11 protein-coding genes are annotated in these 17,138 nt (G+C 39.5%); 10 read left to right on the top strand and 1 reads right to left on the bottom strand.

Annotated features, from left to right (window positions below; genetic code table 11):
* Positions 1-8 precede the first annotated feature (8 nt).
* From I597_RS05880 to I597_RS05835, 10 genes are all read left to right on the top strand, one after another.
* Positions 9-1,592 carry a RagB/SusD family nutrient uptake outer membrane protein gene (locus I597_RS05880; protein ID WP_035327419.1) on the top strand — a complete coding sequence of 528 codons (1,584 nt, stop codon included), beginning with the start codon at positions 9-11 and terminating at the stop codon, positions 1,590-1,592.
* A gap of 249 nt (positions 1,593-1,841) precedes the next feature.
* The gene (locus I597_RS05875; RefSeq protein WP_152594973.1) at positions 1,842-4,997 is read left to right on the top strand and encodes a VCBS repeat-containing protein; all 3,156 of its coding nucleotides are present in this window, start codon (positions 1,842-1,844) and stop codon (positions 4,995-4,997) included.
* An 11-nt stretch (positions 4,998-5,008) separates the two neighbouring features.
* The gene (locus I597_RS05870) at positions 5,009-6,769 is read left to right on the top strand and encodes a glycoside hydrolase family 36 protein (RefSeq protein ID WP_052111934.1); all 1,761 of its coding nucleotides are present in this window, start codon (positions 5,009-5,011) and stop codon (positions 6,767-6,769) included.
* Positions 6,770-6,808: 39 nt separating this feature from the next.
* Complete coding sequence (gene glpK / locus I597_RS05865; protein ID WP_035327417.1) at positions 6,809-9,988, top strand: glycerol kinase GlpK; 3,180 nt, start codon at positions 6,809-6,811, stop codon at positions 9,986-9,988.
* Positions 9,989-10,233: 245 nt separating this feature from the next.
* Entirely contained in the window at positions 10,234-11,877 is a 1,644-nt protein-coding gene (locus I597_RS05860; RefSeq protein WP_035327415.1) for a solute:sodium symporter family transporter, read from the top strand.
* Between the two features lie 166 nt (positions 11,878-12,043).
* Positions 12,044-13,066, top strand: coding sequence for a UDP-glucose 4-epimerase GalE (gene galE / locus I597_RS05855; RefSeq protein ID WP_035329028.1), 1,023 nt, complete (start codon positions 12,044-12,046; stop codon positions 13,064-13,066).
* A 91-nt stretch (positions 13,067-13,157) separates the two neighbouring features.
* A complete protein-coding gene (locus tag I597_RS05850) occupies positions 13,158-13,778 on the top strand; it encodes a CPBP family intramembrane glutamic endopeptidase (RefSeq protein ID WP_035327413.1) in 621 nt (206 codons plus the stop codon).
* Positions 13,779-13,784: 6 nt separating this feature from the next.
* Complete coding sequence (locus I597_RS05845) at positions 13,785-14,294, top strand: GNAT family N-acetyltransferase (RefSeq protein ID WP_035327411.1); 510 nt, start codon at positions 13,785-13,787, stop codon at positions 14,292-14,294.
* Complete coding sequence (locus tag I597_RS05840) at positions 14,291-15,727, top strand: L-serine ammonia-lyase (RefSeq protein WP_035327409.1); 1,437 nt, start codon at positions 14,291-14,293, stop codon at positions 15,725-15,727. The genes I597_RS05845 and I597_RS05840 overlap by 4 nt, the downstream gene beginning before the upstream one ends.
* Before the next feature lie 79 nt (positions 15,728-15,806).
* Complete coding sequence (locus tag I597_RS05835; protein ID WP_035327407.1) at positions 15,807-16,556, top strand: hypothetical protein; 750 nt, start codon at positions 15,807-15,809, stop codon at positions 16,554-16,556.
* Between the two features lie 13 nt (positions 16,557-16,569).
* On the opposite strand, the gene I597_RS05830 is transcribed toward I597_RS05835, so the two are convergent.
* A complete protein-coding gene (locus I597_RS05830; protein WP_035327405.1) occupies positions 16,570-17,079 on the bottom strand; it encodes a nuclear transport factor 2 family protein in 510 nt (169 codons plus the stop codon).
* Between the last annotated feature and the right edge of the window lie 59 nt (positions 17,080-17,138).

Here is a 17,138-nt window from a genome sequence, read left to right as displayed (position 1 = left end):
AAAAAGATATGAAAACTATTAAAAAACTTTTGCCTTTCGTGGTGCTGTTATTTACAGTTGCAATATTTTATGGGTGTGAGAAAGAAGATTTAGACATCTCAAATCCCAATAACGTTGCAGAACCAGAATTTTTCCAGACAGAAACAGATTTCAGACTTGCTATAAATGGAATGTATCACCCTATAACAGCAGTGCTTTTTTGGGGTCGTGTCATTCACACAGGTGCAATGCTCAGATCAGATGCATTTAATGTAATCCCTTTCCAACAGAATACTACGATGTCTACGCTAGAAGGACAGCCAGGTATTTCTAGATGGGCAGTAGATTTGTACCCTCAACTGTATCAGTCCATTTCTAGGGCTAACAAGATTATAGAAGAGGAGGCAGAAAATGATGTCCTTTCTGGAAGTATAGAAGATGAAATCTTAGGACAAGCGCATTTTCAGCGCGCATTTTGCAACTGGTATCTTTTAAATCTTTTTGAAACAGCACCACTTGTGATGCAAACACCAGACCCTCAAAACCCTGAAGAGTTCTTCCCTTCTAATGCCACTCCAGCACAATTTAATGAAGCTATTATCGCAGACTTAACAGAGGCAGTAAATAGACTTCCGCAATCTTGGGGTGACAGTGATGTAGGACGTCCAACGTTAGGGTCTGCCTTAGCGCTAAGAGGTAAAACCTATTTATATGCACAAGAATGGGCTGACGCGGCTACAGATTTAAATGCAGTAACCCAATTAGGTTATTCTTTAGTACCTAATTATGCAGATAATTTTAGCTCAGATCCAAGTTTGGAAAATAACGAGGAGTCTGTATTTGAACTACAATATGTAGGACAAGCAAATTTTGTTTGGGGCGCAGATGCACCACTTACAGGAACCCAGTCTAACTGGCATATTGATTATACCCCGCCTCACGTAAGTTTAGACCAAGGGCACGTAATCAATCCACACATTAGAGATGTATTTGATGCAAATGGAGATACAGAAAGACGCAACGCAACCGTTCTATTTGATTATCCAGGAGCATCAGGTTATGGAGGTGCTCCGTTTACTGAAGACTTTGCTCCAAGTATCGAAACTGCAAATTCGTTAGGAGTAGAACCTATATTCTCAGTAAAATACTCAGGAAGAGAAACAGGAATGGCAAGTGCAGATATTTTACCATTTGGTGAAGAATTAGGGACTAACTGGAGGGTTATAAGATATGCAGATGTACTTTTAATGCTAGCAGAGGCAACTAATGAAAGTTCAGGTCCGGGAGGAGCAGTAAGTTATGTGAACCAAGTGCGAGACAGAGCGGGTATAAATGCCCTTCCATTAAGCATTTCGCAAGATGATCTTCGTCAAGCCATTATAGATGAACGCATAATGGAACTTACAGGAGAAGGACATCGTTTCTTTGACATTGTTCGTTGGGGGATCGCAGATGAAATTATGGGACAAGGTTCTACCGTTGCAGGCGGTAACCACCCAAAATCATTAGCTGGACCGTCTGCATTTTTTACCCCAGGACAAGATGAACGTTTATGGTTACCATTGTCTGAGTTACAGGCAAATCCTAACCTTGTACAAAATTCTGGGTATTAGAGTAAAGAAACTTCTAATATTTTAAAATTTGTTTGTTTTAGTTTTGTCGAGCAGGTCTTTCATAAGGGACCTGCTCGATGCTAAAACAAACTTTCTAACAACTATCACTTGAAAATAACTTTTGGTTTTCTTTTCTCACTCTTTCTTATTGCTTGTGCAAAAGACACCAATGAACACACTTTATTTACATCTTTATTAGACTCAAAAACTGGTGTTACTTTTAGCAATAACATTGCTGAAAAAGATACTATGAACATCCTAGACTTTCAGTACCTATACAATGGAGGCGGCATAGGAATAGGAGATTTTAATAATGACAACCAACCAGATATTCTCTTTACAGGAAATCAAGTATCTAGCGCTTTATATCTCAATAAAGGTTCAATGACATTTAAAGATATTACCTCTACAGCTGGCGTTACAACTAATGCTTGGATAACAGGCGTTAGTATTATCGACATAAATACAGATGGATGGGATGATATTTATCTTAACGTAGGAGGAGCAAATTGTGTAGATAACTGCCACAATCTACTTTTTATTAACCAACAAAATAATCCAAACGACACACCCACCTTTCAAGAGAAAGCTAAGGAGTATGGTTTAGCAGATGGCAAATACAGCCAGCAAACTGTCTTTTTAGACTATGATCAAGATGGCGATTTAGACGCTTTTACCATAAGAAACGGCAATAGTACGTTCAGTCGAAATACTCCCTATCCTAAAAACAAATTCCCAAATCATTTAAAAGATATTTTATTAGAAAATCAAGGAGTAGATAGTCTTGGACATCCCTATTTTAAAGACGTTTCAAAAGAGCGCGGCATTACAGAAAAAGGATTTAGCCTAGGCGTAGCAATAGCAGATATTAACGGAGACCAGCTTCCAGACCTCTACGTCACAAATGATTTTATTACAAACGATGTATTGTATATAAACCAAGGTAAGGATGCTAATTACGCTTTCGCGAAAGCGCAAAAACAACTCCCCTCTTCTACCTTTAATGCGATGGGAGTTGATATCGCAGACTTGAATAACGACACCTTCCCAGATATCACCGTAGTAGATATGTTGCCCAACGATTATGAACGCCAAAAGAAAATGATTGGCTTTAATAATTATGACAAATTCCTACTGGCGCAACGCAATGATTACACACCACAATATGTGAGTAACACACTGCAACTTCACAACGGGATGAACAGTAATACTATACTTCCGTTTTCTGAAATAGGGCATCAATCCGGGATTGCCAGTACAGACTGGAGCTGGGCACCACTCGCCGCAGATTTTGACAATGATGGAAATAAAGACTTATACATCACAAATGGCTATGTGAAAGATATCACAGACTTAGACTTTATTAATTATTCTGGAACCAATAACTCCTTCGGAACTCCAGAGGCAAAACAGAAAAAATTACAAGGTTTCGTAGACGCTCTTCCCGGAATTCACTTGCCAAATTACGTATTCCGTAATAACGGAAACGCCGCATTTACAGAGGTGTCTTCAGAGTGGATTACTCCAGAAAACTCATTTTCTAATGGCGCAGCTTATGCAGATCTGGATCAAGACGGAGACCTTGATCTCATTGTTAACAACATAAATGCGCCGGCCTACATATTGCAAAATAATGCAGACCGCGACACAACAAACTACCTGAGAATAAAACTTAGAGGAACTCCAGAAAACAAAGATGCCATAGGAAGTAGCATAACCCTCTGGCAAAACGGAAAATCACAAACACAATATCAATCTGTTGTACGGGGCTATCTATCTTCTGTAGAATCGATACTACATTTTGGGTTAACCTCAAGCACTGTAGATTCCCTAAAAGTTATTTGGCCAGACGGCTCAGTATCTAAAGACAATGCTATTAGTGCAAATCAAGTTCTTACCCTTGATATTTCTGAAGCTTCTAAGGAAAACGCATCAGTAACATCGACAAATACACTTCTTACACAGGTGCCCCTAATAAATCATACATTGCTGGAAAATCCTTCAAACGATTTTAGACAGCAAGCGCTTCTACCTCATCAATTCAATAGGGTAAGCGGTGCCATTGCCGTTGCAAACATAAATGAGTCAAAAGGCGATGAACTATTTCTGGGCGGAAATTCTAAAACACCAAGTATCCTTCTTTCTGAAAGTGCTGATGGTTCTTATATCCCAATTCAAAATTTTGATCAAGTAGCAGATATCACTTCTGCCCTATTTCTTGACGTAGACGGAGATGGTGACCAAGATCTGTATGTAGGTCACGGAGGTACAGATGCACGTGATCTGCACGATAAAATACTCATAAATGAAAGTGGAGAATTCTCATCTACTCAAAATTTACTTCCAGAAATTACCACCAATACTGCAAGCGCACTTTCTTTAGATTTTGACACAGACGGCGATCTTGATCTCTTTGTATTAGGAGGAGTACAATCAGGAGCATATCCCAAGAGTAGCAAAAGTTATTTATTAAAGAACACCAATGGCACTTTTAAAGTTCATCAGGAATTGAGCTTTGAGGGGATACCGCAAGATGTCACAATATCCAAAGATCAAAAGCAATTACAGATCGTAGGAGAATGGATGGAAATCACTGCTTTTGACATAACCAATGAAGGTCTAAAACAAGCCAAGATACAGTTTAAAAATACCCAAGAAAAAAATATAGACACCAGAGGGTGGTGGAACACAATCACAACAGCAGATATAGATAATGATGGCGATGATGATCTACTTCTTGGTAATCAAGGCAACAATGGATTTATGAAACCTAGTTTTGACCAGCCCGTTTATGTGTACAACCAAGACTTTGACGGTAACGGAAGTATTGATCCTGTACTCGCACAATATTTTGGAGATACGGGAACTCCCCTACTCAAACCTATTCATACGCGAGATGATATTATGCAGCAACTTGTGGTTCTAAAAAAGAGGTATGGTACGTATAACGCTTTCGCGAAAGCGGACTTCAAAACACTACTAAATATCAAAAATCTTGATGAAGAAACCTTGCACGCTGCTACCTTCCAGAGTGCTTATGCAGAAAACATAGGTGACAACACCTTTATCTTAAAAGCACTCCCTACCGAATGCCAACGTTCTACTATAAATGATTTTGTAGTGAGTGATCTAGACGGAGACGGATATAAAGAGGTACTAGCCGTACAAAATGACCTAACGGCCGAAGCCAACTACGGAAACTACGATGCAGGTATAGGCCTATACCTAAAAGGAACCTCAGATGGGCTTACATATATCCCCAACAGAACTAGCGGATTTGTGATTCCCGGCCAATCAAATTCGGTTAAAACATTTAAAAACAATAAAGGAGAAACGTTTGTTATCGCTACAGAAACAAATGGAGAAACACGCGTTTTTGCCTATAATAAAACCAGTACGAACTAATAACGGAACTGATGGAAGAAGTACTACAACAACATACCTTTGAGATCATTACAGAAGCAACGGCTTTTCAAGTAGATATCACGCCCCATTCTGAAAAGAACGGCATCTTCACCTATAAACTCACGATGACGGGAGATGGAGATTTTATGCCTGCCCCTGTAACCCTGCGGTGGAAAACTTTAGGGCTAAATGCAAAAGGTATTTGGAAACCCACAACAGATTTCAATAAACGTATTATGGCAGATTGGGAACTAGACCATATGGAATCTCGTATTTCTGTAGATTCCCCAGTGATTGGAGTTTTTGGACACGATGACCAGAACGTCATCACTTTTGCTTGTTCTGATGCTATTAACACAACACGACTCAACACCTTATATCGCGAAGAAGACAATTACTTATACTCACATATCACTTTTTTTCCAGAACGCCATCACTCGATCTCTAGTTATGAGACGTTTATACGAATAGATGAAAGCAAGAGACATTTTTCTAACTGCTTGAAGGATGTTGCGCAGTGGTGGGCAGGATTTGACCATCTAAAACCCTCGCATACGCCTGAGCTAGCAAAAGTTCCTGTATACTCTACTTGGTATAATTTTCATCAAGAATTAGACACTAAGGTACTTCTGGGAGAGTGCACAAAAGCAAAAGAATTAGGGTACGAGCTTATTATTCTGGATGACGGCTGGCAAACTAATGACAGCAATCGAGGTTATGACTACACGGGAGACTGGAGGCCAGAACGTATTCCAGAAATGGCAGAATTTGTAAAGGAAGTACATCATACAGGGATGAAAATTGCTTTATGGTACTCAGTTCCCTTTTGCGGTAAAGAAAGTGATGCTTATAAACGTTTTGAAGGCAAATTCCTCACCGAAGAACACCGGTGGGCACCCGTTTTTGATCCACGATACCCAGAAGTTAGAGAGTATCTCATTGACCTCTATAAAAACGCACTTTTAGACTGGAATCTTGATGGTTTTAAACTGGACTTTATCGATGAGTTTAAAACGTATGGAAATACCAAGTTAACAATGGAAAACGGGAGAGATTTCTCTTCCGTAAATGAAGCCGTAGATCGCCTGATGACAGATGTAATTAACACATTACACGCGATCAATCCTAACTGCGTTATTGAGTTTAGACAAAAATACGTAGGTCCCGCAATGCGCAAGTATGGCAATATGTTTCGTGCTTTTGACTGTCCTGGAGATGCGGTGATGAACCGTATACGTATTGCAGATTTAAGGATGATGTCTGGAACTACAGCCACCCACGCAGATATGTTTACCTATCACCCTACAGAAGGGCTCGAACAAAAGTCGTTACAACTCATTAATAGTCTTTTTGGCGTACCACAACTATCGATCAAACTTTCGGAAGCTACGCCAGAAGAAATCAATATGCTTCGCTTTTACACCCAGTATTGGAACGAGAATAAAAGCACTTTACTCGAAGGAGATATTACCCCATTTAATGCTTTAGGCAACTATCCTATAATTAAAGCAGTTTCAACGGGATTAACGGTGATTGGGGTATATGACAAGCAGGTCGTTTCTTTTGAAGAAGAAACGATTCAAGTAGATATTCTCAATGCTCGCATAGGTGAAGGTATCGTGCTAGAAAGTACAAAAGACTACGGAGATTACATTTGTCTTGTTCAAAATGTAGAAGGAGCAACCGTCCATCAGACCACGATTCACATACAAAAAGGAATCACACACATTGCGGTACCTTCTTGCGGAATTATTCGTTTAAAAAGAGCGTAATCATTAACTTTAGAAATCGTTCGGAAAACGAGTTTATCTATGAAAAAGAAATACATCATAGCCTTTGATCAAGGTACAACGAGCACGAGAGCTATCATTTTTAACGATCAAGGTACTATTAGAAACATTGCCCAAAAAGAACTTACGCAACAGTATCCTAAACACGGATGGGTCGAGCACGACCCCATTGAAATTTTTGAGGCACAGCAAGCTACCTTTAGAGAAGTCATCGATACTTCAGACATTTCTATTGAAGAAATCGCCGGAATAGGGATTACGAACCAGCGAGAAACGACTGTCGTTTGGGATAAGACCACAGGAGAACCCGTATACAACGCGATCGTTTGGCTAGATAAACGTACCAAGAGCATATGTGAGCAACTCAAATCTCAGGATTTAGGAGCCTATGTTCAAAAGAATACGGGACTCATTATAGATTCCTATTTTTCTGGGACCAAGGCAAAGTGGATATTGGATAATGTAGAGGGCGCTTTCGCGAAAGCGCAACAAGGCAACTTACTTTTTGGAACCATAGATACCTGGCTTATCTGGAAATTTACCAATGGAAAAGTACACGCTACAGATCACTCTAATGCCAGCCGAACACTCCTCTACAACATTATAGATCTTAAATGGGATGAAAAGATGCTCGAAGCGCTTAACATCCCCCACTCAATGTTGCCAACGGTTCAGAACTCAGCATCTGACTTTGGCACTGTTGAATTAGATGGACACAAAATTCCGATTTGTGGAGTCGCGGGTGATCAGCAAGCATCACTCTTTGGCCAAGGAGGCTATAAATCTGGAATGGCCAAAAACACCTACGGAACCGGTTGCTTTTTATTAATGAACACAGGAAAAAAACCTTTTCATTCTAAAAATGGATTACTCACAACACTCTGTGCAAGCTTGCCTGACGGAAAAGTAAAGTATGCTCTAGAAGGATCCATTTTTGTGGGAGGAGCCTCTGTACAATGGTTACGGGATAAACTTCAAGTAATAGATCACGCAAAAGACACCGAAGAAATCTGTAAAACCACAACTTCTAGCGATGATTTATATGTCGTTCCTGCCTTTGCAGGATTAGGAGCTCCCTATTGGGATATGGATGCAAAAGGTGCCATTTATGGACTTACGCTAGACTCTGGAAAAAACGATATCATAAAAGCCACTGTAGATGCACTTGCATACCAAACTCGTGACGTTCTGGATGCAATGATAGAAGACTCTGGCAAGCAAATGAAAGCGCTTAAGGTAGACGGCGGCGCCACTGCAAATAATTACTTAATGCAGTTTCAATCTGATATTCTTAATGTAGAAGTAGATCGTCCAAAAATGCTTGAGGTGACTGCCTTAGGTGCTGCATTTCTAGCAGGCATACAGGCAGGCATCTGGAATAAAAAAGATATCGCCAAAATACGCCAAGTAGATACCATATTTGAACCCGCCATTACAGAATACGAAAGAAATAAAAAATACACTGGCTGGAAAAATGCCGTAGCTCGTACCAAGAGTACTACGAACCAAATGCTCACTACCCAAGATGATGCGCCTATGCGTTTTTCTGTATTAGATAGAGAGATGCAAATTAATCGCGCGCAACGGGAGAAGTTTGACCTTATCGTCATAGGTGGAGGTGTGACAGGAGCGGGTATCGCATTAGATGCATCTTCCAGAGGAATGAAAGTGTGTCTTATTGAAAAGAATGACTTTGCTTCTGGAACTAGTAATAAATCTACGAAACTCATACACGGAGGTTTACGTTATCTCAAGCAAATGGAAATTGGACTTGTAAAAGAGTCTGGGAGTGAACGCGCGATCGTACACACCCTCGCTCCTCACCTAGTTGTTCCAGAAAAAATGTTATTACCTCTGATAGAAGGAGGAACCTATGGCAAGATGATGACAGCCATTGGTCTAAAGGTATACGATTTCCTAGCTAATGTAGAAGGAGATGACAAACGTAAAATGCTAAGTGCAGAAGAAACAGCCTCTCGCGAGCCCCTTCTTAATAAAGAAAACCTTGTAGGTGGCGGTTATTATGCAGAGTACCGCACAGACGATGCCCGTCTTACAGTAGAGCTGCTCAAAAAAGCAGCAACATTTGGAGCGACCATCATCAATTATTGTGAGATGAAGTCGTTTAAATACGATGATGACGGAAAGATTAAAAGCTTGCAATGCTTTGACCACAACACTCAAAAGACATTTAAATTAAAGGCGCAGCACTATGTTTCTGCTGCGGGACCTTGGGTAGATTTACTTCGCAAGAAAGATCACTCAATGAATAATAAGTATCTGCATCTTACCAAAGGAGTCCATATTGTATTTTCAAGAGAACGCTTTCCGCTCACGCAGTCTATTTACTTTGACGTACCGGATGGTCGTATGATATTTGCCATTCCAAGAGGGAGATCTACTTACGTAGGAACTACAGATACTAACTATAACGGCAATCTTAATCGTGTAGTAGCCACAAAAGAGGATGCTAACTACTTACTTGACGCAACAAATAATATGTTCCCAGATCTTAATCTTGAGATAGATGATATAGAATCAAACTGGGCTGGGCTGCGACCACTTATACACGAAGATGGAAAAGATCCGTCGGAGTTAAGTCGCAAAGACGAAATATTTGAATCTAAAACAGGTCTTATTTCTATCGCTGGTGGCAAACTTACTGGCTATCGTAAAATGGCACAACGCGTTATAGATCGCGTACTAAAGAACGTTCCAGATAAGAAAAAAGAGCACCTTGTAAAGTCGTATACGGAGAAAATACCCCTCACCTCAGAGCCTTTACAAAACACAAAGGAGGTGGATGCTTACCAACAAGAAATTGCAAAACGTCTCAAGGAATCTGGAATTTCAAATGAGTATCAAAGCTGGTATCTAGCGACTACCTATGGCAAACAGAGCGATACTATTATTGATAAGATGAGTTACTTTTTAAATGGAAATCCAGAAGAGCGTTTGGTTCGTGCAGAAATATGGTATAGTGTTCATCACGAGATGACTAATAGTCTCACCGACTTTTTCGTAAGAAGAACTGGGCGTCTTTATTTTGACATACACTCTGTGCATCAATATCGCAATCTTGTTCAAGAAGATATGATACGTTATTTAGGATGGGATGAAGCTCGTGTAGAAAGGGAAAATGAGTATCTCAATATACTCGTCCAAGACGCGAGTGAATATTATGAAGAAGAGTTTGTATAGGGTTTCCCTTTCGCGAAAAATGCTAACGATTTCAATCATACTGTAAAACTGAACCAGCACTGCAGACTCGGATAGAGTCGAAAGAGCCGTAGCTTAAATACAGGGAATTTCTTGAGGTTCTCCAGTTTTCGCGAAAGCGAAAGAAATTGACGAAAACGTTATAGTTACAAGCTTGTTAACAGAACTCTTAATATTATATTAAAATGTCATATTTTAGACCATAGATTAATAAAAAACCAAACCATATGGGACTCATTTCTTTTCTTGGATTTACATTACTAGTAGCTGGATACGCTTGGTGGAAAACACGTGGCACTGACGAAAAAAGCGCAGACGGTTACTATCTAGGAGGGCGAAGTCTTGGTGCACTCACTATAGCTGGATCACTGCTACTTACCAATCTATCTGCAGAGCAAATCGTTGGTCTAAACGGGCAAGCGTTTTCAGAAGGAATTCTTGTGATGGCTTGGGAAACCCTAGCAGCCATTGCGATGGTGATTACCGCAGTATATTTCTTACCTAAGTATATGCATAAGGGAATCACAACAATCCCTGAATTTATTGAAGAGCGTTTTGACGAAAATACAAAGGCTATTCTTTCTATATTATTCCTAATTGCTTTTGGTATTGTTTTACTTCCAACAATCCTTTACTCGGGATCGCTTGCTTTTAGCACTATGTTTGACCTACCAAGTCTACTAGATATGTCTGAAGGATCGGTTATCTGGTTATGCGTTTGGAGTATTGGAATCATAGGAATTATTTACGCAATTTTCGGAGGCCTTAAAGCTGTAGCGGTTTCTGATCTTATCAATGCGATTGGTCTACTAATAGGTGGGTTACTCATTCCATATTTTGGTCTTAAACTCATAGGTGATGGTAGCGTAGGTGATGGACTAAGCATACTTTGGACAGAAAATCAAGATAAATTTGATGTGACTGGTGATGTGACTTCTTCTATTCCAGTAGGCACAATCTTTACAGGAATGATGATCGCCCAGATGTATTACTGGGGAACAAATCAATCTATATTGCAACGTGTTTTTGGAGCAAAAAGCTTAAAAGAAGGCCAGAAAGGAGTGATGCTTGCGGCTTTTGTAAAGTTCTTAATTCCAGTAATCGTAGTGCTTCCAGGTATTATCGCGTGGAATGTTTTTGATGGAAATCTAGAGTCTGCAGATAAGGCGTATCCTCAATTAGTAAAAGAAGTATTACCACCAGCACTTGTGGGTTTCTTTGCAGCAGTTTTATTTGGTGCTGTACTCAGTTCATTTAATAGCCTATTAAATAGTAGTGCTACCCTCTTTGGTTTTGACTTGTATAAAAAATTCTTTAATAGCGAAGCCTCAGAACATCGTGCGGTAAAAGCTGGAAAGTATTTTGGACTTGGACTAGCGTTAGTATCTATGACGATTGCCCCATTCATCGCAAATGCCCCTGCAGGACTTTTTGATTACATTCAACAAGCTTTGGGTAGTCTAAGTGTGCCTATCCTTGCGGTAGTTCTTGTAGGTATTCTAACAAAGAAAGTACCTGCCCTAGGTGCCAAAATCGTATTAATCGCTGGTGTGATCATGTACGTATGTACAATATTTATGAGACCTAGCTTTCAAGAAGCTGCCCTTGCAAAAGCCGCTTCAAATGGAATAACAGATGCGGCAGAACTCGCAATTATTAAAGCAGAAGCATTTCCTCACTTTTTACATGTGATGGGCATATTATTCACAGTAAATATTGTAATAATGCTTATTGTAGGAGCTATGAAACCTAAAACTGATGTTTATGTCCCAACACAAACGCAAGCAATTGATACGACTCCTTGGAAGTATGCTTATGTAGTTGGAATACTAATCGCCCTTTTAGTTTTAAGCACGTATTTAATATTTTAAAAAAAGGCATTTTAGAAATAGTCTAATCATTGCTTCGAATTACTTTTACTTTTGCCAAAATGTAATACGCATTGAAAATAAGAACAAAACAATAAGAATCATCTGCCCTCACAGATAATAAACAAAGTCGTTTGCGGGTTAAGATTCCTGCTTTCGCGTGAATAACATGAAGATAGTAGTAACAGGAGGACTTGGTTTTATAGGATCACATACTGTGGTTGAGCTTCAGAATATTGGACACGATGTAGTTATTATAGATAACTGCTCAAACTCCTCTCGAGATGTGCTCAAAGGAATTACGGCAATTACGGGTAAAACTCCTAAATTAGAAGTATTCGATTTAAGAGAGAAATCTAAAGTTCAAGACTTTTTTAAACGACATCAAGATGTGCAAGGGCTCGTTCACTTTGCAGCCTCCAAAGCTGTGGGAGAAAGCGTAGAGAAACCATTGTTATACTATGAAAATAACTTAGGTACACTTGTATATATATTACAAGAGCTTTCTCAAAAGAAAGAGGCATCCTTTATATTTAGTTCTTCTTGCACAGTATATGGACAAGCAGACGAATTACCTATCACAGAAAATGCACCTGTAAAACCTGCAGAGTCGCCGTATGGTAACACCAAACAAATAGGTGAAGAAATCATAAGAGATACTTGTAAGGTAGTACCACGACTTAAAGCCATCGCCTTACGATACTTTAATCCAATAGGTTCCCATCCTACTGCCCAAATTGGAGAGCTGCCTCTCGGAGTTCCTGCTAACTTAGTACCTTTTATTACCCAAACAGGAATTGGAATTAGAGAAGAACTATCAGTCTTTGGAGATGATTATCCTACTGAAGATGGGACAGCGGTACGAGATTACATTCATGTAGTAGATCTGGCAAAAGCGCATGTAGTAGCTTTAGAACGTCTTCTCCAAGGAAAAAACGCCTCTAACTTTGAGGTTTTTAATGTGGGTACTGGAACAGGAAGTTCTGTACTAGAAGTGATTAAGTCCTTTGAGAAAGTTTCTGGTAAAAGCCTTAATTATAAAATAGTAGATCGTCGTGAGGGAGATATTACTGCGGCTTATGCAGATACTACAAAAGCAAATGAGGACTTAGGCTGGAAATCAGAAAGCACACTAGATGAGGCGATGACAAGCGCTTGGAAATGGGAGCAAAAAGTGCGAAGTATTGAGTAACTTTATTCTCTCAATAAAAGTCACTTTACTCAAAAACTAGCTTATCAATAAAACCTCAAATCTCGTAAGGTATTACCTCTATCTCTGGGCGTTGTACATCGTATTTTTCATTGCATTTGGCATTGTAAAGACTCAGTTTCCAGATCTATTTGAAGAGCAATATGAGCAAAGTTTCTTAAGGGAACTCTTGCAAGACAACCCGCTTAAGTTATTTGTACTTGCGGTAATATTTGCTCCCATTATTGAGGAGATGATGTTCCGCACGCTTATAAAACCTTCTCACGCAGATGTGATATTGCTTTTATGCTCCTGGCCACTTTTTTACTCAAATAAATTTATTCCTACAGATGTGCACTGGGCTGTAAAACTTGGATTTATAGCCGTATTCTTATTTACCGTATTTACGATTCTTAAACAGCTTATACCTGAGCAAAGTACCCTCAAAATACGCAACTTCTTATCACGACATTCTACGGTTGTTCTTATTGTGAGTTCGCTACTTTTTGGTATGGTACATATTAATAATTATGTAGACACCTTTGTGCTTAATGCAGCGCTCATTGCGCTTATTATACCTAGAATAATTTCAGGGTTTATGATGGGATTACTTAAAATCAAAAATGAAAACATTGTTTGGCCTATGGCACTCCACGCGATGAATAACGGTTTTGTAATCATTATTTTAATTATTTCTCGTACCACAACAAGCTAGGTCAGTATGCGCCTCACTCCTATCACATTAAAAGATCTTACTACCCTCCGTGCTCTTGCTATGCGCAGCTACTCGGCAGCTTTTGCTTCAAAAAATGCACCTGGTGTGATTGAGAGGTATTATGAAGACGCTTTCGCGAAAGCGCACCTTAAAAAACAACTATCTAACCCAGATTCATACTGGTATTTTTATAAAGACAAGGAGGAAATTCTAGGCTATTTGAAACTCAATACGGGCAACGCCCAAACAGAATTTCAAGAAGAAAATGGATTAGAAGTAGAACGTATCTACATAGATATCCCCTACTTAAGGAAAGGCTATGGAAGCGAGCTTATAGAATTTGCGATTTCTAAAGCAAAGGAGTTAGAAAAAAACTACATTTGGCTGGGCGTTTGGGAAGAAAACCCAGAGGCCATAAAATTTTATAAAAGACACGGTTTTAAGATAGTAGGCACTCACGATTATGATATGATTGCAGAGATTCAAACCGATTATATAATGCGACTTGATCTATGAACAAGCAAATAGAGGCTATTTCTGTTTTTGATATGCTTAAAATAGGTGTGGGACCGTCTAGTTCTCATACGCTAGGACCGTGGAGAGCGGCCATTAGATTTATTGAAAAACTTAAGATCAAAGGTAACTTTGAGCTCATAGAGAGTTTAAAAGTAGACCTCTACGGCTCATTATCTCTCACCGGTAAAGGGCACGCCACAGATGTTGCCGTTATTATGGGACTTACGGGTGCAGACCCTACAACCTGCAGTATAGAAGACATCCCGACTACGGTAGAACACATAAAACTCTTTAGAAGGTTAGAGCTAGATGGGTCACTCACCTTTAGTTTTGACCCAGAAGAGGATATTATTTTTAATAGAAAATTTCTCCCTTTTCACCCTAATGGGATACGCTTTACAGCAACACTTACTAACGGGAAGAAAGTAAGAGAGGTGTACTACTCGATAGGCGGTGGTTTTGTAATTCAAAAAGAAAGAAAACGAGCACAGCGCAAGAAGATAGCCTTTGAATGTTTCCCTAGGCCTATAGAAAAAGCAACCGAATTACTTAAATTCTGTAAGCAAGAAGGCAAGTCCATTTCTGAAATTATTTTAGAAAATGAATTGTACCTCAATACTCAAGAAGAGATTGATGAGCGTTTTAAACAGATTTGGGATGTAATGCTTGACTCTATGTACACAGGCTGTCACACCGAGGGAACGCTCCCAGGTGGTCTCAATGTGAGAAGACGCGCTTTTGACACACACTTACGCTTACAAAAAAACACAGCATACACAGATAAGTACGAGTGGATAGAAGCTATACGTGGGCAAGAAGTACGCTTTCGCGAAATATTAAAATGGGTATCCTGCTTTGCCCTGGCAGTAAATGAGGTAAATGCATCTCTAGGCCGCGTCGTGACCGCTCCTACTAACGGAAGCGCAGGCGTAATCCCTTCTGTGCTTATGTACTACATCGTTATAGAAAATCACGATGCGAATTTTGAAGATATTAAAAGATTCTTGCTCGTAGCTGGAGAGGTAGGCAGTCTATTTAAAAAAGGAGCAACCATCTCTGCCGCAATGGGTGGATGTCAAGCAGAAATAGGAGTCTCTAGCGCTATGGCAGCAGCGGGTCTTACAGAGCTTATGGGCGGTACTCCAGAGCAAGTTCTTATGGCAGCAGAGATTGCAATGGAACATCACTTAGGTCTTACTTGTGACCCTATAGGTGGTCTTGTACAGATACCTTGTATAGAGCGCAATGCAATGGGAGCTATAAAAGCGATTAATGCCTGTGAGATGGCGCTAGATGCAGATGCTGCAAATGCTAAAGTCCCACTAGATAAAGTCATAGAGACGATGTGGCAAACAGCTCAAGATATGAACACAAAGTACAAAGAAACCTCAGAAGGTGGTCTTGCGATAAATGTTGCAATGTCAGATTGTTAAAAATATAAAGCCATTTATCACGCAACCTTCTGGTAGAGAATGTATCTTGATATAGAATCCTCACTAAATCCTACCTTAAATGAGAATTACTACAACTGCCCTCGTTATCATTTTATGTTGTTTTCAAAGCCTACAAGCACAGACCACCCGTGAAGAAAAGAAAGCAATACGCGTAGAAAAACGAATAAAGAAAATTGAGCGAAGGGATAGTATCTCAAGAGTACCCGTAAAATCATATGTGAGTCTTAGTTTAGTAAGTCCTATTACACCTTTTCCAAGAATAAATGTTGGGTATACGAGATCGCTTAACACTCACTGGTCTGTAGGCGGTAGTGTGGGAGTAGGTTTTCAAGGCTTGCCTTACACTAATGAGGGCACGAGCAATTATAGTCTATATGAAGTACGCCCAGAGGTGCTCTATTTTATAGGTAAAGGAGAAAAATACACAAATTATATAGGGCTAGAGTTGTTTTACATAAACAGTAAAGAAACACTGCTTTTTGACACGTTTAATCCTGTAAATGATGCAAACGGCACGGTAGAGCTTGTAGCTTTTGATCGTGCAGATTATCAACGTGTAAAGAATGGGTTTTTAGTAAACTTTGGAGAGTACACTCGATTATCAAATAAACTTATGCTCCGTGTAAACTTTGGGCTAGGTATGAGATTTAAAGACAATAGATATAGTGACATTCAAAACGCTAGTTTTGTACGTTTTGGTTTTGAAGATGGCTTTTTCTTTGATGACACAAACCCGAGACGGGATGAGGGATTCTCTACAGGCGTTGAGTTTAATATGGATTTTAGATTAATATATAAACTAGATTAGAGCGCTCCTATCACTACCCTCGCTTCTCCCCACAGCCCTCGCGGTCACGCGTGTCTACTATATAAAATATCTTCCAGACACCGTTGCGCTTAAAGAGTTGAAAACTATTAGTTCCACAATGACTTAGACTACCGTTTATGTAAAATGAATATGGCGTCCAGACATTTGCCATCTTGCCATCCATTTTTACCTCATAGCTATTTATACGCTCTTCAAAAGTGGTAGTCGCAGGTATACTACAAATAGACTTTAAAAATCCACTAAAGTCTTGCTTGCTCAGTTGTACCTCGCCTAGTTCTCCCTTGCCTATAGATTGCATCATCACATCTGGATGCACGACCTTTTTAATTAAAATAGAGTCTTGAGTGTGAAATCCCTCAAAAAAAGTATGCACCACCTCCTTAACTACCTGTTCGCTATAAACATCTTGATTTGCAGACCTGTAGTAATCTTTATCTGCCTTAACAAAGGCAAATAATAAGAACACCGCAATCATAGGAATAAAAAGATATTTGAGTCGCATCTATAATGTTTAACACATAGGTATCTAATTTACTACTTTTGTAACAGAAAAAATAAACA

Origin of the sequence: Dokdonia donghaensis DSW-1, assembly GCF_001653755.1 — a bacterium.
Taxonomy (GTDB): domain Bacteria; phylum Bacteroidota; class Bacteroidia; order Flavobacteriales; family Flavobacteriaceae; genus Dokdonia; species Dokdonia donghaensis.
This window is presented reverse-complemented; position numbering and strand designations above follow the sequence as displayed.